Source organism: Arthrobacter sp. Rue61a (assembly GCF_000294695.2).
GTDB classification, from domain to species: Bacteria; Actinomycetota; Actinomycetes; order Actinomycetales; family Micrococcaceae; genus Arthrobacter; species Arthrobacter aurescens_A.
In genome coordinates this window covers 456389-477898 of the sequence record NC_018531.1, presented here as the reverse complement: position 1 = coordinate 477898, position 21510 = coordinate 456389, and the positions used below count along the sequence as shown (strand labels likewise).

Genomic DNA, 21510 nt, shown 5'->3' with positions numbered 1-21510 from the left:
CCGCAGAGGTTCTGTCAACTGCCCGCCTCTGGTGCCTGCAAGTTCTCCGGCGTAGCGTCGATAACACTCATGCAGAGGCCGCCCACCCAGCGGCCGCTCAAGCTCAAGCGATCCGCACGCTCAGTGGTAAGGAGCCTCACGTGGCTGGATGGAATTCGGACACCGCAGCGGGGCCGTTGGGCTCTGGAACGGTCACACTGGTGGAAGGTTCATCGTTCTGCATTTCCTCCGCCAACGGGGACATCCACCCCGAACTTCCCCACGGCGTTTTCCATCTGGACACCCGGATTCTCTCCCGGTGGGAGCTGACCATCAACGGGCAGATGATCGAACCGTTGGCAGCAGAAACCCGGGAACCTTACCGTGCCTTGTTTGTGGGCAGGGTGCCTCATTCGGACGGCTACGCGGACAGCCCTTTGCTGGTGGAACGGCTGAGGGAAGTAGGGACCGGAATCCTGGAAGAAATCACCGTCCGCAACTACTCCAGGCAGCCGGCGGAATGCCGAATCCTGCTGACTGCTGAAACGGACTTCGCAGATCTTTTTGAAGTGAAGGAAGCACGAATCACCCGGGAGTGGACAGAAACCCGCATCCCGGACGGCGATTCCTTGGAGATACGCGGAAAGTGGGAGGGCATCCGGAAAAGCGTGGTCATCCGGGCCGAGGGCGCAGGCGCGGGCGCCAGGGCGTTGGGCTTCACGGCGAAGATTCCGGCTTCGGGGAGCTGGAGTACCCGGGTGACCGTAGTCCCCACCGTTGACGGCGCGGGAACGCCCTTCGCCCATCCATCCCGCGGTGAATTGTCTCCCAGTGATCGTCGTCGGCAGGAATGGGTGGCCAAGATCCCCCGCCTGCAGGTGGGCAACCGCTCCATCGAACGCACCCTGAGGCGCAGCTACGAGGACCTGGGGGCGTTGAGGATCCAGGATCCGGACCATCCGGACAGGGTGGTCGTAGCCGCTGGCGCACCATGGTTCATGACGTTGTTTGGCCGCGACTCCTTGTGGGCGTCAGAAATGGCGCTGGCCGTTGACCCCTCACTGGCATTGGGAACCCTCCGCACCTTGGCGGACCGCCAAGGAACAGTAGTGGACACCACCAGCGAGGAAGAGCCGGGCAAGATCCTGCATGAAGTTCGGCTGGACGTCTCCAGTGGCTTGGCCCTGGGCGGCAAGTCCGCCTACTACGGCAGCGTGGACGCCACTCCCCTTTTTGTCATTGTCCTGGGCTCCGTCAGCCGTTGGGGCTTCGCCAAGGACGTGATTTCCGAGCTGCTGCCCAACGCGGATCGCGCGCTCGAATGGATCAGGGACTACGGCGACAGGGATGGCGACGGTTTTGTGGAATACGGGCGTCCCAACCAGCACGGCCTCATCAACCAGGGTTGGAAGGACTCCTGGGACGGCATCAACTTTGCAGACGGCACTATCGCCGAGCCGCCGTTGGCGCTGTGCGAAGTCCAGGCCTACGTGCACGGCGCCTATATGGCGCGCGCCTGGATGGCTTACGACGACGGCGACCTCACCTTGGCAGCTGAGCTGAGGGAACGCGCGGATCGCCTGAAAAGGAAGTTCAACGAGGACTTCTGGCTCCCGGACAAGGGCTACTACGCGGTGGCCTTGGATAAGGACAAGCGACCCGTGGACGCCTGTGCTTCAAACATGGGGCACTGCTTGTGGTTCGGTCTGGTAGATGAAGACAAGGCTCCCCTTGTGGTGGAGCGGCTGATGTCACCAGAGATGTTCAGCGGTTGGGGCGTCCGGACACTGGCCAGCGACATGGGCGCCTACAACCCCGCCAGCTATCACAACGGATCGGTCTGGCCACATGACAACGCCCTAATAGCGGCCGGCCTGCTCCGCTATGGATTCGTGGAGGAAGCGCAGCGGATTGCCACGGCCCTTCTCGAAGCTGCGGAGTTTTCGGGCGGCAGGCTCCCCGAACTCTTCTGCGGTTTTGACCGCCAACAGTTCAGGGAGCCCGTGCCGTATCCCACTGCCTGTTCACCGCAGGCATGGGCTGCCACCACTCCTATCCAGCTGATTACCGGACTCATGCGCTACGACGCCCACATTTCCTTGGGAGGCGTCTGGCTGGATCCCGTGCTGCCGGAGTCTTACGGCGACCTGCACATCAGTAATGCCCCCATGGGGAGCGGGCGCATCACCATCGACGTTGTAGGTTCTTCATCCCGGGTTCAGGGACTTCCGGAAGGCCTGGAACTCCACCGCGCGCAGCGGCCTTGGATTACGGAGCTCGTGGAACGGGCGGAGCTGCGGCGCTCTGAACAATAGGCTGGAACTACTGAATGGCTGCCTTGAGTTCCTTTGCAGCCAGTTCCGGGTCGGCTGCGCTGTAGATTGCACTGCCCGCGACCGCTACATCGGCACCCGCCAATTGCACCGCCGCGATGGTGGAAGCGTTCACGCCTCCGGCCACTGAGAACGGAACGCGGGCCTCTTCGCCGGCATTGAGCAGGCCGCGGAGGTCGAAGCCGGGCTGGGCTTGCTCATCCAGGCCCGCGTGGAACTCAATGAACTTTGCCCCCAAGGCGCGGGATTCCTTCGCGCGGGTTACTTTGTCGGCGACGCCGATCAGGTCCACCACAATGCCTTTGTTGTGGGACTGTGCTGCCTTGACCGCACCGGCAATGGTGGAATCGTCCGCGGTTCCCAGGACGGACACCAGATCGGCACCTGCCTTGAAAGCGATGTCGGCTTCAAGTTCACCGGCGTCCATGGTCTTCATGTCCGCGAAGACGATCTTGGTGGGGTGGGCCTTCTTAATTGCCGTAACGGCGGCGAGACCCTCGGCCTTGATCAACGGCGTACCCAGTTCGATGATGTCCACGTGTTCGGCTACTTTGCCGGCGAGTTCCAGGGCGTCTTCGATGGTGAGGAGGTCAAGTGCAACTTGCAGTTTCATGGTGCTGTTTCCTTCTTGGAGGGTTGGTTGGGTATCGGGGTAGTGAGGGGGCTTACTCGAGGTTGGCGTGACGCAACCAGAGCTGCTCGGCCGGCTCGTCGGTGGCGCCCCAGAGCGTATGGAAAACGGCCTCGGTCACCAGGAAGAGCGACTGTTCGAAGAGGCTGCCGGAGTACTGCCGCGAAATGTTGGATACGTGGTCCGTTTTCTGCGCAGCCGGGATAACCACCACGGCGTCGGCAAGACCGGCCAAAGGCGAGGTGGAATTGGTAGTGATTGCGGCAAGCTGCGCGCCGGCTGCGAGCGCGGTTTGAGCTGCTTTGACCACCCCGGATGTGGTACCTGAACCGGAAGCGACCACCAGCAAATCCCCGGCACTGATGGCCGGTGTTGTGGTGTCGCCGGCAACATGGACGGTCTTGCCTAGATGCATGAGGCGCATGGCTGCCATCCGTAAGGCCAGGCCGCTCCGCCCAGCACCGGTGAGGAAGACGCGTTCAGCACCGTTGATCTTGTCGGCAAGGCGCGACACTTGGCTGTAGTCGATGCCGGAGGCAGTGTCAGCCACCTCGCCGAGGATCAGGGATACGTTGCTGGCTACGTCGTCACTGGTAAAGGTTATTGATTCGGCGGTGACGTTCACATTCGTTCCTTCGTGGGTAGGTGCCCTGTTCCCTCAATGGGGTTTAACAACAATTGTTCCGGCTGATTCAGGTAGGGGTAACGCCAAGAAGGGACGGTTCTGACCACCCCTTTGGGTAGGCGGTGTGGTGTGGAATCGCTTAGGCTTAGTGGCATGCCGCAGCCCACCGACTTCTCTTGGTCTCTCCTGGACGCGATTGCGTCCATTGCGAAGGCACCCTTGAACCGGATTGCCGAGGAGCTCCGCGCAGCCACCCTCCCTTTCCTGGCATCGAGTGCGCTGGTCATCTTCACTGAGGACTGCACGGGCAGGCCACAGAAGAAGGCCGGCGCCGAGGACATCGTCAGCCGGGTGTCCATCCCGGAACTGGACCGCCTGCGTGCTGCGATGGAAGGGGAAGGACCGTGGCGTGGCCCCGCTGTCATTGGCGGCCAGCAGCGGGAGGTCTTGGCTTTTCGCTACACGCCAAGCAATGCTCTGTTGGTCCTTAGCGATCCGGCTCCAACGCCCACGGATGAGGACAGTGCAGCTGTCCGGATGGTGACCTACCTTTGGCAGTTGGCAGCGGCGCGCATTCAGGAGAAAGTCAGCGACGCGCCGCCGTCGTATCTTCTGGAGTCCCGGGCGGCGTCAGCGGAGCGTGTCCGCGTCACCGGCGAACTGGTGGACCAGCATTCAACAACTTTGGAGACCGTCCTCGCGGCCCTCCGGTCAAACTCCCTGGACGATCACGCGGCGCGCACGTTCGTGACGGATGTGACTGTCAAAGCGTTGGTAGGCCTCCGTACGCTCAACGACCGCACCAGCAACCTGGTGGAAGAGCCTGTGGCTACGGCCTTCGAGAGGCTTCGGGAGGACCTGCGGCCACTGATGCACTTCAGCAAGATCGATATCCAGTTCATCGAGCCCCCCGCGAACGGAAGGGCTTTGCCCGGCGAGGTGGCCCATGCCGCCCGGGCTGTGGTTCGAGGATTGGTCCTGGCCATCGCCGAGCAGTCTGATGTCCATCGGGTCCGGACGCAATGGGACTGCGATGGCGAGAACCTTCTGATCAATGTCAGGGATGACGGCGGCGGTGAGCTGTCGCCTGAAGGGCCCACCCTTGAACGGTTGCTTCAACGCGTGCAGGCTGTGGACGGGACCATGACCGTGGACATTATGCAGGGGTGGGGCGCGGATATCTCCGTGGTCCTGCCCCTGGATCCGCCGTCAACCCCTGCGGGGGACGTAGCGGAGTGGGGTTTGGCTGCCAGGGAACTCGAGGTCCTTCAGTTGCTGGCCGCCGGCCAACGGAACCGCACGATTGCCACGGACCTTGGCATCAGCGAAAACACCGTGAAATTCCACCTCCGGAACCTTTTCCGGAAGTTGGACGTCCGGTCCCGCACTGAGGCCATTGCGCTGGCCCACAGTGCGGGACTCCGGTAGCCGCTGCTGGATCTGCTGCAGCAGCTGTCAGCTGTTAGGCGTCGATCACCATATCGGTGCGTGCGGTGGAGCAGCAGGGCAGGAACTTGCCTGCATCGATTTCCCGTGCCCGGATCCCGCCCTGGTGATTCATGTCCACCTCACCGGAAAGCTTAACGACCTTGCAGGAGCCGCACATGCCTTCCTTGCAGTTGGCGCCGATCCTGACGCCCGCACGCTGGGCGGGACCGAGGATGTGCTCGGTGGGGTCGATGCGCACGTTGATGCCGGTGCGCATGAAGGACAGGGTAAGGCTTCCCGTTCCCACGGTTTCGAAGCTCGAAGCATCAGGGGCCTCGGCCTCCGCTTCCGCAGCCGAACCGCCGTCGGAGGTTTCGGGCGCCTCAGGGTCGACGGTTTCCAGCGGCAACCCCGTGGCTTGGAGGGGGCCCTCGGCGTCGTAGCCGGGCTCGTAGAGCCCGAACGCTGTGGGCTGGCTTTCGTAGTAGTCCTCGGCGGAGTCGGCGATTTCCTCTGCGATTTCTTCGGCGATGTCCACTGCGAGCGCGAGCTCCGCCTGGTATTCGAGGAGTGTCTGACGATCACCCGAAAAGAACTCCATGTAAATGGAGGTGTCGTCGACGCCAACCTTGCCCAGCAGCTCGGTGGCGGTGTTCAAGTAGCCCTCGGGGCCACAGGCATAGACTTGGCGGCCGTTGGCGTCGGGAGCCACCTCATCCAGCATGGCTGCCGTCAGCCTTCCGCTGAGCCCTTCCCATCCCTCAGGTTTGTTGCGGTCGCCCAGGGAGTAGAAGACCTTGATGCGCGAGTCCACGGAGGCGATGTAGGCCAGCTCCTGATGGAAGGCAAAGCCTCCGGCCTCCGCACCGTGGTACAGCACCACAACATCAGCATGTCCGGGCAGGGAGTGGATGGTGCGCACCATGGACATGATGGGGGTGATGCCTGCGCCGGCAGCCAACAGGAGATACCGCGCCCGCCGGTCGGCATCCGGCAAGTGGAATGCGCCCACCGGTCCCAGCATCTCCAGCACAGTGCCGGGTTTGACATTCTGGTGCACCCACGGTGAAACCAGTCCTGTGGCGTCGCGCTTGACGCTGATGTTGAAGGTCCAAGGCTCAGTTGGAGAACTGGACAGCGAATAGCTGCGGTCAACCGGGTCCTGGTCCTCGCCGTTCACCGGAAAAGCGATGTTCACATACTGGCCCGCACGGAACGCCAGGGGCGCACCGTCGCAGCGGCGGAACACGAAAGTCATGAGGCCGCCCGCCTCGGGAACGGTCTCCACACATTCGGCCATGAACTCCTGTGGATGCCAGGGACCCAGCGCACGGGCAGCCCGGGCGGGTGCCTCGGTGCTGCCCATGACCCTGTTCCACGGCATCTCAAGTCCGCGAATGCGCTGTGGCTCCTGGATTGCCGTTTCAGTGAGGAGTTCAATCATGCCAAGTGCTCCTGCACGCGCTGCACGTACCAGTTGATGAACGCCTCTACCTGGTACTCGCTCTTCATGTACGGGCCGGGCTCGTAGGCGGGGCTGCCGGCGCCCGTCTGGCACAGCTCCACGAAGGCCTTGTCCTGCAGGTTTGTCTGCTTCCAGGTGTAGGTGAGCTTGTCCAGGTCGTAGTCAACGCCTTCAACGGCGTCGTCGGCTACCAGCCAGGTGGTGCGCACCAGGGTCTGGTGCTCGTTGACGGGGAAGACGCCGAACGTGATGACGTGGTCGCTCTGGAAGTGGAACCAGCTGTTGGGCTGCAGGTGCATCGAGCAGCGGCCGAGGCGGAAGTCCGGCAAGTCACCGAGCAACTTCTTGGAGAGCCTGCGTCCATCAGCCGAGAACGATTCGCCCTCGCCGTCGAGCGATTCACGTGAGATGCGGATTCCGGCGATGCGGGTGTCGAGCTCTTCCACCACCTCGTAGGGAAGGCCGTAGCGGCGGCAACGCTCCTCGAGCGAGGACTGGGCTTCCTTGTTGCGGTCCCACACTTCTTCGAGGTGGGCCGGGATCAGGCCCTCCGTCAGGCCCCAGGTGGGGAAGAGGGAACAGGCGAGCTCCGGGTGTCCGTCGCAGTGGTAGCACTCACGGTTGTTCTCCATGACGAGCTTCCAGTTGCCCTCTTCGATGATGTTCTGCTGGTAGGCGACCTTCGTCTTGGACAGATCGTGGGGTGCGAGGTACGGCTCGAAGATCTTTGAGGTTTCGTCGAAGTCGGTTGGCGGTTCGTCGGCGACGCAAACGAAGATGAGTCCGGCCACCACGCGGCTGTGGGCGCGCTTGAGACCGAAGCAGCCCTTATCGAACTTGGTTTCCCCGGGGGCCGAAGCGTGGATCAGGTTACCTTCGGGAGAGTAGGTCCAGGAGTGGTAGCCGCAGACCAGGTTTCCGGTTGATCCTGCGGCTTCGGTGAGGACGCGGGCGCCGCGGTGGCGGCATACGTTGTGCAGGACGTTCACGCCGCCATCGTCATTGCGCAGCACGATCAGGGAGTAGGGCCCGTAATCGACCGTGATGTAGTCTCCCGGCTCCGGCAGCTCAGCGACGCTGCCGGCGAAGATCCAGTGCTCGCCAAAAATTGCTTCCATGTCGATCTTGAAGATCGTGGGGTCCGTGTAGAAGGGGGCATCAAGTGAGTAGCCCGTGCGGCGGAATTCAAACAGCCCGGCGATTTCCGCCAGCTGCTCAGCAGGCAATGATGAAGCGAGTTTTCCGCGTGATTTGAGGGGCAAGTTCACTGGAGCAGTCATGGGTTTCCTCCCGGGAGGCTGGGTAAGCGTGCATTTTTTGGGGATCGCAGGTGCGTCGTCGTCACCGGCGTTATCGAAGTCTTCGTAGTACGAGATTAGGGACGAATGAACTGCAACAAAAGCGCAATATTTTGGAGATAACCATGCACAATAGGTGCATGATGGGTGCATGATCGATGCAAGGCTCAACACCCTTCGTGTATTTGCCCGCTGCGGCACTGTTGGAGCAACAGCTGAACTCACGGGATACTCCCCCTCCGCCGTCTCCGCGCAACTGCGGGAACTCCAGCGTCTGCTTGGAATGCAGCTGCTGACGAAGGATGGCAGGGGCGTGCGATTGACCGCCACCGGCCGCTTCCTCGTGGCGGGCTCAGACGCCCTCGTGGCGGAATGGGAGAGCCTGCGCGCCGCAGCCATGGAGGCCGGCGACCAGGTGCAGTCCCGTTTTGGGCTCGGTGGATTCTCGACGGCGGCCGCCCAGTTGCTCGCGCCCCTCGCCGCCACCCTTCGCTCAACTCGCCCCCTGCTGGAGGTACAGGTCCTCGAGGCCAACCCGGCCCGCTGCTTCGACTTGTTGGTTGCCGAGCGAATCGACCTCGCGGTGATCGTCGCCATGCAGTCCGACACCTATGTTGAGGACGATCCACGGTTCGAGCAGAGGGTTCTGCTCGACGATCCCTTGGATGTGATCATTCCCGGTGACCACCCGTTGGCATCGCGGGAGATGGTAACGCTCGAAGAGCTGGCATCGGAACCGTGGATCACCGAGGCCGCCGGCTCCACCTACCATTCCCTCTTCACCGCGGCGTTCACGGCAGTCGGAGTGACACCTCGGATAGCCCATGAGGCTGTTGAATGGGAAACCCAAATCGCCTTTGTGGGTGCGGGACTTGGCGTGGGCCTGCTGCCGCGGCTGGCGCCACTCCATGGCGCAGAGAACGTGGTTCGACTCCGCATCACAGGCAAAGGCAAGCCCTCGCGCCGCATCGTCGCTGCGGTGCGCAGGGGCAGCATCGCTTCGCCGCTCATCCAGGAGTCGCTCGGCATCCTGCAGGACCGCGCCAATCGGATCCTCACCGCCCGACCCGAAGACGATCTCTGAGCGCTGGTTGGGCACGGCCAAACGCCCGCCGCCACATCTAGTGCGTGGCGGCGGGCGCAGAGGCCCTACTGGTGGGCAAAAGGACGTCCGACGGCGTCAATCACGGCATCTTTACGGGACGGCGGCGGTGTCGGACTGCTTTGGTGAAGTTGCCGCGGGGATTGTCTCCTCGCCGCCGGCTGCCGCCGAGAGCGACAATCCCTTGGTCTCTTCAGCCATGAAGACGCAGACCACCCAGCCGAGGGCGGTCAGCCCTGCAGCGGCCAACATGGTGGGTCCGATCCCCCAGTCTCGCAGGGCGAAGGGAATCACGAAGGTGCCAATTGCAGCACCGATTCTGCTGGCGCCGGTGGTGATGCCGATGGCGCTCGCCCGAACCTCAGTGGGAAAGAGCTCGCTGGGGTAAGCCCACTCGAGGATGTTCGGACCACCGGAGAAGAACGCGTACATACAGAAGCACGCGATGATGACTGCCACGGGTGCGCCGGGAGCGAATCCCAGGACAAACAGCGGGATCGCCATGAGCGCGAAGCTCCAGATGATGAGAGGACGGCGTCCTACGGTCTCAACCAGGCGCAGGGCGGGAAGGCATCCGAGCAGGAAGACCGCATTGATGATCACGGAGCCAAGGTTGGCCAGGTTGCCTTCACCCAGGCCGAAAGAACCAAGGATGACAGGCCCGAAGGTGAAGATCGCGAAGAGCGGAGTTACCTGGAGGATGTAGAAGGCACTGCAGAAGAACAACCTCTTGGGGTAGAGGCGGCACAGGAGCAGCGAGAAATCTACCTTGCCCTTGGCCGGAGCCTGGGCGGGAGCCTGTGCTTCCGCCGCGAACACGGCCGCGGCGTCCACTTGGTCGCCAAGTCCAATGCGGAGGGCGTCCTCGGCTTCCCTGCGACGTCCGTTGTTAAACAGCCAACGCGGTGACTCGGGAATCCCATGGCGCATTGCCAGCACGGCTATGCCCAGCACTGCGGAGCTTCCCAGCATCCATCGCCAGCTTTCCGGGCCGAAGACCTCGGACATGATGAACCCAACCAAAGAAGCCAATGCTGCGCCGGCAAACCAGCCCGTGATCAGCATTCCCAGCATTTTGCCCCGCCGTTTCTGGGGAAGCCACTCCGCCAGCAGGGCACTGGCTATGGGATAGTCGGCCCCGATTGCGAGGCCAACAATGAAGCGAAGGATGATCAGCTGGGTGGCATCCTGGACAACGAACTGCAGGGCAGAGGCAATCACCAAGGCCCATAGGTCAATGGTGTACATGAGGCGCCGGCCGATCTTGTCCGTCAACGGCCCAAGGAACAGCGCGCCGAAGAATATGCCCACCAAGGCCGAGGCGCCGATGAGGCTGACTTCAAGCTCGTTGGCACCGAATTGGGCGGTCAACCCAACCATCGCGATTCCAATGATGCTCAGCATGTATCCGTCGAGGAGTGGGCCACCCATGCATCCGATCACGAGTTTGCGATGGAAGGAGGAAAAGCGTGCTGAATCGAGAGTGGAGCTAAGTCCCATGGTTCTCCTAGGCCTTTGCCTCCTCGCGACGCTGCAAAGAGGCGCTAAATATACTACAAACAAAAGACTGATATATGAGCAAGCTAGTGTCGCTCATCACAGCCTGTCAATTTGTTACAACTCACCAGCCCGCGTCGCTCACGCCCAGATCTGGTAGCCCGTCGACTTATCAAACAGCTTCCTGGTTGTTAGTCCCTCCGCCGCGATCCAGAGCACGGAATCATCGTCGGAGGCCTGCTCCACCACCCCGGTGAGAACGTGGTGCTCCAACAGCCACACCTCTACCGTGTGGCCGACGAGTTGAGCCCAATCGTTCCGCAGGCCCCGGCCGTGGATGGTTTTGACCAGACTAAGATCCGTCATTCGCTTACCAGCCGCGCTCTGCGAGGCGGTGGGGCTGGGGGATGTCGTCGACGTTGATGCCCACCATGGCTTCGCCCAAGCCGCGGGAGACTTTGGCGATCACATCAGGGTCGTCGTGGAACGTGGTGGCCTTCACGACGGCGGCGGCGCGCTCTGCCGGGTTACCGGACTTGAAGATACCGGAACCAACGAATACGCCGTCGGCGCCGAGCTGCATCATCATCGCAGCATCAGCCGGGGTAGCGATGCCACCGGCGGTGAACAGGACCACGGGGAGCTTGCCGGTGGCGGCAACTTCCTTGACCAGCTCGTACGGGGCCTGCAGCTCCTTGGCCGCAACGTACAGCTCGTCCTCAGGCAGGGCAGCGAGCTTGGCGATCTCCGAACGGATCTTGCGCATATGGCCCGTGGCGTTGGAAACATCGCCGGTACCGGCTTCGCCCTTGGAACGGATCATCGCCGCGCCTTCGTTGATACGGCGCAAAGCCTCACCGAGGTTGGTGGCACCACAGACGAAGGGAACGGTGAAGTTCCACTTGTCGATGTGGTTGATGTAGTCCGCCGGGGTCAGGACCTCGGACTCGTCGATGTAGTCGACACCGAGGGACTGCAGGACCTGGGCTTCGACGAAGTGGCCGATGCGGGCCTTGGCCATGACCGGGATGGACACGGCGGCGATGATCTGATCGATCATGTCCGGGTCTGACATGCGGGACACGCCGCCCTGGGCGCGGATGTCGGCCGGGACGCGCTCGAGGGCCATGACGGCGACGGCGCCGGCGTCCTCGGCGATGCGGGCCTGCTCGACGTTAACGACGTCCATGATGACGCCGCCCTTGAGCATCTCCGCCATGCCCCGCTTAACCCGGCTGCTGCCCGTGAGCGGGATGTGTTCGAAAAGGAGGGGTCTTGTAGTCACGCGATACTCCAAGGGATAAAGGCTGTGATTGCATCACAAGCGCCCGGACACAGCGGAGGTGCAGAGCGAGCCGCATCTGATATCCGGGTGATATATTAGTTGGAGTGTTCAGTATGCAATCACTGCGGCATGGAGTCAACAGCCCGGCATGACGCTAAGGCCTAAGCAGCGAACAGCGCCTGACGTACCGCATGCTCAAAGCCGCTGACGTGCACGCGAGCCAGCTCGGCCGCCTTTTCTTCATCGCCGTCAATGACGGCCCGCAGCAGGTCGAGGTGTTCGCGCACATGATGCTCAAGATCAGGGAGGCGATCGAGCACCATGCACCAGATACGTGTCGCCAGATTGTCGTAGCGAATCAGGACGTCCTCAAGGTGCGGGTTCGCGGCCGCCGCATAGATTCCCTGGTGAACACTGGCGTCGAGACGCAAGGTTTCAACCACTGACGCGGCGCTGACATCAAAGTCCTCCACATTGCGCATCACTTCACGCAGGTGTTCTTTGGTGGCGGCGGAAGCAACCCGCGCGGCACGCGCGGCAGCCAAGGGTTCCAGCTGGGCCCGAATCTCTGAAATAAATGCCAGGTCGGTTACTTCAACGCGGGTGGCAAACGTGCCCCGCCGCGGATAGGTGATGACCAGCCGGTCCAACTCAAGCCTCTTCAGGGCTTCCCGCACAGGGGTGCGTCCGATCTCCAGCTCCTTGGCGAGCTGATCATCATTGAGGAGGTCGCCGGGCTTGATCTCCAGCATCAGCAGCCGGTCGCGGAGTCGCTCGTAGGCGACATCTGCCAAGGATTTCTTCGTGGCATCGCCAGTGATTGCCAGGGTTCCAAAAGCCACGGCGCCAGCCCTTTCTTCACATCCGAAAAATCTATTGACCTGCCTCAGTCACCAGTATACGCTGAATTCAATCCTAATATATCAGTTCAGGACCCAGGAATATATCTAAAGGAGGCGACATGACCCTCATGGCGACAGACTCACCCGTAAGCACACTGCCCAAGCCGGAAACGCTCAAAGACGAGCAGGCACAGAAGTTCGTACTCACATTGTCGTGCGTAGAACGGGCCGGGATCGTTCAGGCAGTCACTACCTTCCTGTTCGAACGCGGTTTCAACATCGAAGAACACCAGCAGTTCGACGACGGCCTCCGCCAGACGCTTCACCTGCGGACCGCTTTCTCCGGGCCGCTGTCCTACTCGCCGGAGCGGCTCGAAGAGGAATTCAGCGCAATTGCTGACCGCTTCGAGATGAAGTTCAGCTTCCACGACCAAACCAAGAAGCGCGTGTTGGTCATGGTGTCCAAGTTTGGGCACTGCCTTAACGATCTCATCTTCCGCTGGCGGGGCGGTAGCCTGGGCGGCGACCTCGTGGTGGTTGCTTCCAATCACGAAACCCACCGCGCCATGGCCGAGGCTGCAGGACTTCCGTTCGTCTACATTCCCGTTACCCCGGACACCAAGGCAGAAGCTGAGCAGCGGCTGCTGGACCTGGTGGAGGAATACAACGTGGACCTCGTGGTGCTCGCAAGGTACATGCAGGTTCTCTCCGACGACCTGTGCCGCGCCCTTGAAGGACGCGCCATCAACATCCACCACTCGTTCCTTCCCGGCTTCAAGGGTGCGCGCCCCTACCACCAGGCCTATGACCGAGGCGTGAAGCTCGTCGGCGCCACCGCCCATTACGTGACCGCGGACCTGGATGAGGGCCCGATCATCGAACAGGAAGTCATCCGCGTCGACCACAGCTACGGTCCCACCACGCTCTCAACCGTGGGCCAGGATGCTGAAGCCCTGGCATTGTCCCGGGCTGTCAGGTGGCACTGCGAACACCGGGTACTGCTGGACCAGACCAGCACCGTGGTCTTCCGCTAAACCGCGCAATAGAACACCAGCAGACTCACCCCTTTAACTTTCAGCAGGAGAAACTTTCATGACATCGACGCCTCGCATTGTCATCATCGGCGCCGGGATCGTCGGCACCAACCTCGCCGACGAACTGGTCACCCGCGGTTGGAACAACATCACGGTCCTTGATCAGGGACCCCTGAACATGCCCGGTGGCTCCACGTCCCACGCACCCGGCTTGGTCTTCCAGACCAACCCTTCAAAGTCCATGGCACTCTTCGCCAAGTACACGGTGGAAAAGCTTCTGTCCCTTACGGAGGACGGCCAAAGCTGCTTCAACCAGGTGGGCGGCCTGGAAGTTGCCACCACCGAGACCCGCCTGGCTGACCTGAAACGCAAGCTCGGCTACGCACAAGCGTGGGGCATCGACGGCAAGATCCTCTCCCGCGAGGAATGCAAGGAGCTGTACCCGCTCATCAATGAGGAAGACATCCTGGGTGGCCTCCACGTCCCCACCGATGGCCTGGCGCTTGCAGCCCGCGCCGTCCAGCTGCTGATCAAGCGCACGGAGGCCGCGGGCGTGAAGTACATCGGCAACACCGAGGTCACCGGAATCGAGCAGTCAAACCGCCGCGTGACCGGCGTCGAGACCGCCGACGGCGTGATCCCCGCGGACATCGTGGTTTCCTGTGCCGGTTTCTGGGGTGCGAAGGTAGGCGAGTTGATCGGGATGTCCGTTCCCCTCCTCCCGCTGGCACACCAGTACGTCAAGACCACTCCCGTGCCGGCACAAAAGGGCAAGAACGAGCTGCCCAACGGAGCCCAGCTGCCCATCCTGCGTCACCAAGACCAGGACCTCTACTACCGCGAGCACGGTGACCGTTACGGCATTGGCTCCTACGCACACCGACCCATGCCCGTGGACCTGGACGAACTGGGCAGCTACGAACCCAGCAGCATCAGCGAACACAACATGCCCTCCCGCCTTGACTTCACGCTGGAAGATTTCCTGCCCGCGTGGGAAGCAACCAAGCAGATCCTGCCGGCACTGCGCGAAAGCGAAATCGAAGATGGCTTCAACGGCATCTTCTCCTTCACGCCGGACGGCGGCTCCCTGGTGGGCGAATCCAAGGAAGTGGACGGCTTCTTCGTGGCCGAGGCCGTATGGGTCACCCATTCAGCCGGCATTGCCCGCGCCGTTGCCGAACTGCTGACCACCGGCAAGTCCCAGATCGATCTTGGAGACTGCGATATCCACCGCTTCGAAGAGGTCCAGCTGACGCCCGAATACGTCAGTGAGACCTCCCAGCAGAACTTCGTGGAAATCTACGATGTGATGCACCCGCTTCAGCCCAAGCTCTCTCCCCGCAACCTTCGCGTCAGCCCGTTCCACGCACGTCACAAGCAGTTGGGCGGCTACTTCCTTGAGGGCGCCGGATGGGAACGTCCGTACTGGTTCGAGGCCAACGCCGAACTCCTCAAGGAAATGCCGGACGACTGGCAGCCCCCGGCCCGTGATGCGTGGTCCGGAATGTTCAGCTCTCCCATTGCTGCCGCCGAGGCCTGGAAGACCCGCACCGCGGTGGCCATGTATGACATGACCCCGCTGAAGCGCCTTGAGGTCTCCGGCCCGGGAGCCTTGAAGTTGCTGCAGGAACTCACCACCGGCGACCTTGCCAAGAAGCCCGGCGCCGTCACCTATACCCTGCTTCTGGATGAAGCCGGTGGCGTGCGAAGCGACATCACCGTGGCCCGCCTGAGCGAAGACACCTTCCAGCTTGGCGCCAACGGCAACATGGACACCGCCTACTTCGAGCGCGCGGCCCGGCACCAGACCGAAAATGGAGGCGCCGGAGACTGGGTCCAGGTTCGGGACACAACGGGTGGCACCTGCTGCATCGGTTTGTGGGGACCCCTTGCCCGTGACCTCATCAGCACGGTGAGCAGCGACGACTTCTCAAATGACGGCCTGAAGTACTTCCGTGCCAAGAAGGTGACCATCGGAGGCGTCACTGTCACTGCGATGCGGCTCTCCTACGTGGGCGAACTCGGCTGGGAGCTCTACACCAGTGCCGACAACGGGCAGCGCCTCTGGGACGCTTTGTGGAAGGCCGGCCAGCCGTTCGGCGTCATCGCCGCCGGCCGTGCCGCCTTCAGCTCGCTGCGACTCGAAAAGGGCTACCGCTCCTGGGGCTCGGACATGACCACCGAGCATGACCCGTATGAGGCCGGCCTTGGATTCGCGGTGAAGATGACCAAGGAGAACTTCGTCGGCAAAGCCGCCTTGGAAGGGCGCAGCGAGGAAAGCTCGGCCCGCCGCCTGCGCTGCTTGACTGTCGACGACGGCAGGAGCCTTGTGCTGGGTAAGGAACCGGTGTTCTACAAGGACCAGGCGGTGGGTTACGTCACCAGCGCGGCCTACGGCTACTCGGTCCGCAAGCCGATTGCCTACGCCTACCTGCCCGCTGCAGTGTCCCTGGGAGACTCCGTGGAAATCGAGTACTTCGGACGCCGCATCCAGGCGACCGTCACCGAGGATCCGCTGTACGACCCCACCATGAGCCGGCTCCGCGGCTAAGAGCCTCACGGCCAACGACAGCATGCGGCCCGGACCTATTCCCCCCTCACTGACAGGGTCCGGGCCGCAGCTTTCCCTTTTCTTAGTTAGCTCTCTTCTTCACTCAGCCTTCTTCTTCACTCAGCCTTCTTCTTCAGTCAGCCTTCTTCTTCAGTCAGCCAGGAAGACCCATGATCAGTTCAGAAACCATTAGTGATTACCTCTCCAGGCTTGCTTCACGTCAGCCCACACCCGGCGGAGGCGCGGCCGCGGCACTGCACGCGGCCCAAGGTGCTGCGTTGGTAGCCATGGTGGCCCGATACACCACCGGCGCAAAATATGAGGAACATGCCGCACTGGTCACCCGGATCACCAGCGCCGCCGACCACCTGGTGGTGGAAGCCTTGCGTCTCGCGGACGCGGACGAGCACGCCTTCCAATCCGTCATCGACTCCTACAAGCTCCCGTCCGGCACGGAAGAACTCAAGGCCGCCCGCACAGCAGCCATCCAGGAAGCCCTGGTCCAGGCTGCCCATACCCCCGCGCAGCTCATCAACGTTGCCGGCGAAGTGGTGGACCTTGCTACGGAACTGTTCGACGTAGCCAATCCCAACGTCATCAGTGACATCGCCGCTGCTGCCGATGCAGCCCGCGCAGCTGCCACCACGGCCCGGGTCAACATCGACATCAACGTAGTGGCCATCAAGCCCGGCGAAGCCCGTTCCCGCTTGGCGGAGCAGACGGACGGGATTGAGGACAAAGTGGTTCTCGCCGTCGATGCCCTGGTGAAGCGTGTCCGCGAAAGGATCCTGTCATGACCACCGAAGTCCTTTCCGGCAAGCCGCTCGCTGCCATCATCCAGCAGCGCGCCCACGAGGAAACGGCTCTCTTGGATGATGAGGGCGTCCGGCCGGTCCTGGCTGTTGTTGTGGCAACGGACGACGAATCCACTCACTGGTACGTCCGTTCCATTGAGCGTGCCGCCGGGCGTGCAGGCATCGGCTGCAGGATCATCGATCTTGGCCACGACGCCACCGAGCAGGTTCTGGCCAGTGTCCTGGCGGACCTCAGCGCAGAACCAACCGTTCACGGCATCATCCTTCAGACTCCCCTGCCGGCTGCCGTCCGCGCTGACCGGCTGGTGGGCCTCATCGCTCCGGAAAAGGACATCGACGGTGCCAATCCCCTCAGCCTGGGCCGCTTGGCTGTGGGGCAGCCCGCCTTCGCGCCCGCTACTGCCCAGGCCGTGGTGGAGTTGCTGGACCACTTCCAGATCCCGGTAGCGGGACGGAACGTGGCCGTCGTCGGACGTTCCGCCGTGGTGGGCAAGCCGCTGTCCCTGCTCCTCCTCGAAAGGGACGCGACCGTCACCATCTGTCATTCCAAATCGGGACCGCTGGAACGCTATACCCAGCCAGCCGACGTCGTGGTTGTCGCCGCAGGGCGAACGGGACTGCTGAAGGGCAGCCACCTCTCCCCCGAAACTGTAGTGATCGACGTCGGCACGAACGTCCTTCCCGACGGCTCCCTGGTGGGTGACGTTGACGAGGCCAGCGTCACCGGCGTTGCAGCCGGGTTGAGTCCTGTCCCGGGAGGCGTAGGATCAGTCACCACTGCGCTCCTGCTGCTGCACACCGTCGAAGCCGCCCGGCAGCAGTCCCGCAGCGGCTTACTGACTGCTTCCACTTCCCGGATCTGAAGGATTTCCCATGGCGTCCAAAGCCCCCCGCGAGAACATTGACGAGTCAAAGCTGACCGTCACCAAGCCCAAAACCAAGGCAGTGGGCATCCCGGCTGTTGCCAACGCCTTGAAAATCTCACTCGAACAGATGGGCCCACTGCGCAGCGTGCAAACCCTGCTCGCGGTGAACCAGCTCGATGGGTTCGACTGCATGGGTTGCGCCTGGCCCGAGCACGAAAAGCGCAACGCCGCGGAGTTCTGCGAGAACGGCGCCAAAGCCGTGGCAGAGGAAGCCACCCGTCGCCGCGTCACACCGGAATTCTTTGCCCAGCACTCCGTTGCCGATCTCAAGACCCGCGATGACTTCTGGCTGGGGCAGCAAGGCCGGCTCACGCATCCAATGTTCCTTGACGAAGGCGCAACCCACTACAAACCCATCGACTGGGACGACGCTTATGACCTCATGGCCGAGGAACTGCGGGGCATGGAACACCCTGATGAAGCGGTCTTCTACACCTCCGGCCGGACCTCCAACGAAGCAGCATTTGTTTACCAGCTTTTGGTTCGCGGCCTGGGCACCAACAACCTCCCGGACTGCTCCAACATGTGCCATGAATCCTCCGGCTCCGCGCTGGTTGAAACCATCGGCATCGGCAAGGGATCTGTCAGCCTGACGGACTTGGAGACGGCATCGCTGATCTTCGTGGCAGGCCAGAACCCCGGTACCAACCACCCCCGCATGCTCAGTGCTCTGGAAAAGGCGAAGAAAAACGGCGCGGTCATCGTTTCCGTCAACCCGCTTCCCGAAGCCGGGCTCCTGCACTTTGAAAACCCCCAGCACGTGGCCGGCATGATTCAGGGGACCCAGCTGACGGACGACTTCCTGCAGATCCGCGCCGGCGGCGATCAGGCCCTCTTCCAAGGTCTGGGCAAGTACCTTCTGGAGGCTGAAGCTGACGGTCGGAAGACCCCAGGCTTGGAGACGGTCCTGGACCACCAGTTCATCAACAACCACACCGTGGGTATTGATGACTATCTCCGCTACCTAGAAAAGGTGGAATGGGATGACATTGTGGAGGCAACGGGCCTCACGTTGGAGCAGATTCGTTCGACGGGTGAGCGGCTGCTCGCCTCCAGCGCAACCATCGTGTGCTGGGCCATGGGACTGACCCAGCACAAGCATTCCGTACCCACCCTGCGGGACGTGGTCAACGTCCTGCTGCTCCAAGGGAACATCGGCAAGCCTGGCGCGGGCGTCTGCCCTGTGCGCGGACACTCCAACGTCCAAGGCGACCGCACCATGGGCATCTTCGAGAAAATGCCGGAAACGTTCCATGACCGTTTGGACCAGGAGTTCGAGTTCCGGTCTCCCCGCGAGCACGGCTATGACACCGTGGCCGCCATCCGCGCCATGCGGGACGGCCGAGTCCGGTTCTTCATGGGTATGGGTGGCAACTTCGTCCGGGCTGCCCCTGATTCAGAGGTCACCGAGCAGGCACTGGCCAAGACCCGGTTGAGCGTTCAAATCTCCACAAAACTGAACCACTCGCACCTGTCCACGGGTCGACGGGCGCTGATCCTGCCCACACTCGGGCGCACCGAGAAGGATACCCAGCGGACAGGCGACCAGCGGGTCACCGTGGAAGACTCCATGAGCGCCGTTCACGCATCACGGGGACGTCTCAAGCCCGCAAGTGACCACCTCCACTCTGAAGTGGCAATTGTCTGCAATCTGGCACACAGGCTGTTCACCGATGGCCACCATCGCCTGCCCAACACACCCCAGGCCGCGTGGCTCTCACTGCGGGATGACTACTCGCTGATCCGGAAGCACATCGAAGCAGTCTTTGATGGTTTCGAAGACTTCGAAGCGCGGATCCAACATCCCGGCGGCTTTGTGCTGCCACACCCGCCGCGCGATGCAAGGAAGTTTGACACCACGTCCGGCAAGGCACACTTCACGGGCAATGAACTGGAGTTCATCAAGATCCCGCCCGGCCGGCTGGTCCTCCAAACCCTGCGCTCACACGACCAGTACAACACCACTATTTACGGCAAGGACGATCGCTACCGCGGTATCCACGGCGGCCGACGCGTAGTGCTCGTCAACGCCCAGGACATCAGCGAGCTGGGTTTTGCTGACGGAGACATGGTGCACCTCATCTCCGAGTTCCAAGGAACGGACAGGCGAGCCGAGAACTTCCGCATCGTGTCGTATTCGACGCCGAAGGGTTGCGCGGCCGCGTACTACCCGGAAACCAACGTCCTGGTGCCTTTGGATTCCGTGGCGGATACCAGCGGAACGCCTACGTCAAAGTCCGTGATCATCAGGATGGAAAAGGCGTAGATCCACAACAGAGTTGTCCACATGTCCGATGGTCCGTGAATGGTGCTTCGGTGGCCTGAAACCTGGGGAGGTATTTCCTCATCGAAGCACCGCTTTCGGATCATTGGGCAGCACATTTCAGCAACAGCCAAAGAATAGGGAGTGACCATGTCAGGAAACAGAGCAGTCGCCTACAAGGAACCTGGTGTCGTGGAGATCATTGACACTGACTACCCAACGTTTGAGCTCAAGGACGGGCCGGGCGTCAACCCAGCCAACGTCGGGCGGAAAGTGCCGCATGGCGCGATCCTGCGAACCGTGACCACCAATATTTGCGGTTCGGACCAGCACATGGTCCGGGGTCGCACCACAGCCCCGCAGGACCTGGTCCTCGGCCACGAAATCACCGGCGAAGTGGTGGAAGTAGGGCCCGACGTCGAGTTCATCAAGGTGGGCGACATCGTCTCCGTGCCGTTCAACATCTCCTGCGGCCGCTGCCGGAACTGTAAAGAACAGAAGACCGGCATCTGCCTCAACGTCAACCCCGACCGCCCCGGCAGCGCCTACGGCTACGTCGACATGGGAGGCTGGGTGGGCGGACAAGCAGAGTTCGTCCTGGTTCCCTACGCCGACTGGAACCTGCTGCGCTTCCCGGACCGCGATCAGGCCCTGGAAAAGATCATGGACCTGACCATGCTCTCGGACATCTTCCCCACCGGCTTCCACGGCGCCGTCACCGCCGGCGTGGGCGTAGGCTCCACCGTTTACGTGGCAGGTGCCGGGCCCGTGGGCCTTGCTGCTGCCGTCGGCGCTCAGCTGCTTGGCGCCGCCGTCGTGATTGTGGGCGACATGAACGAGGACCGCCTGGCACAGGCGCGCTCCTTCGGCTGCGAAACCGTCAACGTGTCCAACGGCGATCCGAAGGAGCAGATCGCACAGATCCTCGGCGTGCCTGAGGTGGACTGCGGCGTGGACGCGGTTGGTTTCGAAGCCCGCGGGCACGGTAAGGATGCCTCCCACGAGGCTCCGGCCACCGTATTGAACTCCCTCATGGACATCACGGCCGCCGGCGGATCCTTGGGTATCCCGGGCCTCTACGTCACGGGCGACCCGGGCGGAATAGACGACGCAGCCAAGCACGGTTCCCTTTCGCTGTCCCTGGGCACGGGCTGGGCCAAGTCCTTGTCCTTCACCACCGGCCAATGCCCGGTCATGAAGTACAACCGTCAGCTGATGATGGCCATCCTCCATGACAAGGTCCAGATCGCCAAGGCAGTCAACGCCAAAGCCATCCCGCTCGAAGACGCTCCGCGCGGCTACGCCGAATTCGACGCGGGCGCGGCAACAAAGTTCGTGCTGAACCCCAACGGCTACGTGAAGGCGTAGTACGAACCAGACTCAGTACGCACCACACGGATACCGGGGACTGCGCGGCAAGAATTACGGGAAGGCCG

The 21510-nt window shown here is 62.3% G+C and carries 17 protein-coding genes; 9 read left to right on the top strand and 8 right to left on the bottom strand.

Going from position 1 to position 21510, the window contains the following annotated elements; genetic code table 11:
• Window positions 1-140 precede the first annotated feature (140 nt).
• On the top strand, window positions 141-2294 hold the full coding sequence (locus tag ARUE_RS02340; protein ID WP_014920591.1) for an amylo-alpha-1,6-glucosidase: 2154 nt from the start codon (window positions 141-143) through the stop codon (window positions 2292-2294).
• 7 nt (window positions 2295-2301) lie between these two features.
• Here ARUE_RS02340 and hxlA read toward each other — a convergent pair whose 3' ends face one another.
• Both hxlA and hxlB read right to left on the bottom strand, forming a co-directional pair.
• Window positions 2302-2925: a 3-hexulose-6-phosphate synthase gene (gene hxlA / locus ARUE_RS02335; RefSeq protein ID WP_011773250.1), complete on the bottom strand. Its 624-nt coding sequence runs from the start codon at window positions 2923-2925 to the stop codon at window positions 2302-2304.
• Window positions 2926-2977: 52 nt separating this feature from the next.
• Window positions 2978-3568, bottom strand: coding sequence for a 6-phospho-3-hexuloisomerase (gene hxlB, locus ARUE_RS02330; RefSeq protein ID WP_014920590.1), 591 nt, complete (start codon window positions 3566-3568; stop codon window positions 2978-2980).
• Between the two features lie 153 nt (window positions 3569-3721).
• Here hxlB and ARUE_RS02325 point away from each other — a divergent pair, with 153 nt between their 5' ends.
• Window positions 3722-4996 carry a helix-turn-helix transcriptional regulator gene (locus tag ARUE_RS02325; RefSeq protein WP_011773248.1) on the top strand — a complete coding sequence of 425 codons (1275 nt, stop codon included), beginning with the start codon at window positions 3722-3724 and terminating at the stop codon, window positions 4994-4996.
• 34 nt (window positions 4997-5030) lie between these two features.
• On the opposite strand, the gene ARUE_RS02320 is transcribed toward ARUE_RS02325, so the two are convergent.
• Window positions 5031-6440 carry a ferredoxin reductase gene (locus tag ARUE_RS02320; protein WP_014920589.1) on the bottom strand — a complete coding sequence of 470 codons (1410 nt, stop codon included), beginning with the start codon at window positions 6438-6440 and terminating at the stop codon, window positions 5031-5033.
• Entirely contained in the window at window positions 6437-7741 is a 1305-nt protein-coding gene (locus ARUE_RS02315) for an aromatic ring-hydroxylating oxygenase subunit alpha (RefSeq protein WP_011773246.1), read from the bottom strand. Before ARUE_RS02315 ends, ARUE_RS02320 begins: the two co-directional genes overlap by 4 nt.
• Before the next feature lie 169 nt (window positions 7742-7910).
• Here ARUE_RS02315 and ARUE_RS02310 point away from each other — a divergent pair, with 169 nt between their 5' ends.
• A complete protein-coding gene (locus ARUE_RS02310; protein WP_011773245.1) occupies window positions 7911-8843 on the top strand; it encodes a LysR family transcriptional regulator in 933 nt (310 codons plus the stop codon).
• Window positions 8844-8954: 111 nt separating this feature from the next.
• On the opposite strand, the gene ARUE_RS02305 is transcribed toward ARUE_RS02310, so the two are convergent.
• The 4 genes from ARUE_RS02305 to ARUE_RS02290 all read right to left on the bottom strand — a co-directional run bounded on the left by ARUE_RS02305 (window position 8955) and on the right by ARUE_RS02290 (window position 12485).
• The gene (locus ARUE_RS02305; RefSeq protein WP_051024890.1) at window positions 8955-10361 is read right to left on the bottom strand and encodes an MFS transporter; all 1407 of its coding nucleotides are present in this window, start codon (window positions 10359-10361) and stop codon (window positions 8955-8957) included.
• Between the two features lie 138 nt (window positions 10362-10499).
• Window positions 10500-10724, bottom strand: a complete 225-nt coding sequence (locus tag ARUE_RS02300) for a hypothetical protein (RefSeq protein WP_014920586.1) — start codon at window positions 10722-10724, stop codon at window positions 10500-10502.
• A 4-nt stretch (window positions 10725-10728) separates the two neighbouring features.
• Window positions 10729-11643, bottom strand: a complete 915-nt coding sequence (gene pdxS / locus ARUE_RS02295) for a pyridoxal 5'-phosphate synthase lyase subunit PdxS (protein ID WP_051024888.1) — start codon at window positions 11641-11643, stop codon at window positions 10729-10731.
• Window positions 11644-11804: 161 nt separating this feature from the next.
• Window positions 11805-12485 (bottom strand): GntR family transcriptional regulator, encoded by a 681-nt coding sequence (locus ARUE_RS02290; RefSeq protein WP_011773242.1) that lies wholly within the window; start codon window positions 12483-12485, stop codon window positions 11805-11807.
• A gap of 119 nt (window positions 12486-12604) precedes the next feature.
• Here ARUE_RS02290 and purU point away from each other — a divergent pair, with 119 nt between their 5' ends.
• The 6 genes from purU to fdhA all read left to right on the top strand — a co-directional run bounded on the left by purU (window position 12605) and on the right by fdhA (window position 21442).
• The gene (purU, locus tag ARUE_RS02285) at window positions 12605-13519 is read left to right on the top strand and encodes a formyltetrahydrofolate deformylase (protein ID WP_011773241.1); all 915 of its coding nucleotides are present in this window, start codon (window positions 12605-12607) and stop codon (window positions 13517-13519) included.
• 58 nt (window positions 13520-13577) lie between these two features.
• Window positions 13578-16070, top strand: a complete 2493-nt coding sequence (locus tag ARUE_RS02280; protein WP_011773240.1) for a GcvT family protein — start codon at window positions 13578-13580, stop codon at window positions 16068-16070.
• A 170-nt stretch (window positions 16071-16240) separates the two neighbouring features.
• A complete protein-coding gene (locus ARUE_RS02275; protein ID WP_011773239.1) occupies window positions 16241-16867 on the top strand; it encodes a cyclodeaminase/cyclohydrolase family protein in 627 nt (208 codons plus the stop codon).
• Window positions 16864-17748 carry a bifunctional 5,10-methylenetetrahydrofolate dehydrogenase/5,10-methenyltetrahydrofolate cyclohydrolase gene (locus tag ARUE_RS02270; RefSeq protein ID WP_011773238.1) on the top strand — a complete coding sequence of 295 codons (885 nt, stop codon included), beginning with the start codon at window positions 16864-16866 and terminating at the stop codon, window positions 17746-17748. The genes ARUE_RS02275 and ARUE_RS02270 overlap by 4 nt, the downstream gene beginning before the upstream one ends.
• Window positions 17749-17758: 10 nt before the next feature.
• Window positions 17759-20077: an FdhF/YdeP family oxidoreductase gene (locus tag ARUE_RS02265; RefSeq protein ID WP_014920584.1), complete on the top strand. Its 2319-nt coding sequence runs from the start codon at window positions 17759-17761 to the stop codon at window positions 20075-20077.
• Window positions 20078-20224: 147 nt separating this feature from the next.
• Window positions 20225-21442 carry a formaldehyde dehydrogenase, glutathione-independent gene (fdhA, locus tag ARUE_RS02260; RefSeq protein WP_011773236.1) on the top strand — a complete coding sequence of 406 codons (1218 nt, stop codon included), beginning with the start codon at window positions 20225-20227 and terminating at the stop codon, window positions 21440-21442.
• Window positions 21443-21510 lie beyond the last annotated feature (68 nt).

What these genes read in the sequence shown, in the direction of transcription:
- hxlA (WP_011773250.1), bottom strand. Translation starts at nt 2,925, where the DNA reads ATGAAACTGCAAGTTGCACTTGACCTCCTCACCATCGAAGACGCCCTG.
- ARUE_RS02325 (WP_011773248.1), top strand. Translation starts at nt 3,722, where the DNA reads ATGCCGCAGCCCACCGACTTCTCTTGGTCTCTCCTGGACGCGATTGCG.
- ARUE_RS02320 (WP_014920589.1), bottom strand. Translation starts at nt 6,440, where the DNA reads ATGATTGAACTCCTCACTGAAACGGCAATCCAGGAGCCACAGCGCATT.
- ARUE_RS02315 (WP_011773246.1), bottom strand. Translation starts at nt 7,741, where the DNA reads ATGACTGCTCCAGTGAACTTGCCCCTCAAATCACGCGGAAAACTCGCT.
- ARUE_RS02310 (WP_011773245.1), top strand. Translation starts at nt 7,911, where the DNA reads ATGATCGATGCAAGGCTCAACACCCTTCGTGTATTTGCCCGCTGCGGC.
- ARUE_RS02305 (WP_051024890.1), bottom strand. Translation starts at nt 10,361, where the DNA reads ATGGGACTTAGCTCCACTCTCGATTCAGCACGCTTTTCCTCCTTCCAT.
- ARUE_RS02300 (WP_014920586.1), bottom strand. Translation starts at nt 10,724, where the DNA reads ATGACGGATCTTAGTCTGGTCAAAACCATCCACGGCCGGGGCCTGCGG.
- purU (WP_011773241.1), top strand. Translation starts at nt 12,605, where the DNA reads ATGACCCTCATGGCGACAGACTCACCCGTAAGCACACTGCCCAAGCCG.
- ARUE_RS02280 (WP_011773240.1), top strand. Translation starts at nt 13,578, where the DNA reads ATGACATCGACGCCTCGCATTGTCATCATCGGCGCCGGGATCGTCGGC.
- ARUE_RS02275 (WP_011773239.1), top strand. Translation starts at nt 16,241, where the DNA reads ATGATCAGTTCAGAAACCATTAGTGATTACCTCTCCAGGCTTGCTTCA.
- ARUE_RS02270 (WP_011773238.1), top strand. Translation starts at nt 16,864, where the DNA reads ATGACCACCGAAGTCCTTTCCGGCAAGCCGCTCGCTGCCATCATCCAG.
- ARUE_RS02265 (WP_014920584.1), top strand. Translation starts at nt 17,759, where the DNA reads ATGGCGTCCAAAGCCCCCCGCGAGAACATTGACGAGTCAAAGCTGACC.
- fdhA (WP_011773236.1), top strand. Translation starts at nt 20,225, where the DNA reads ATGTCAGGAAACAGAGCAGTCGCCTACAAGGAACCTGGTGTCGTGGAG.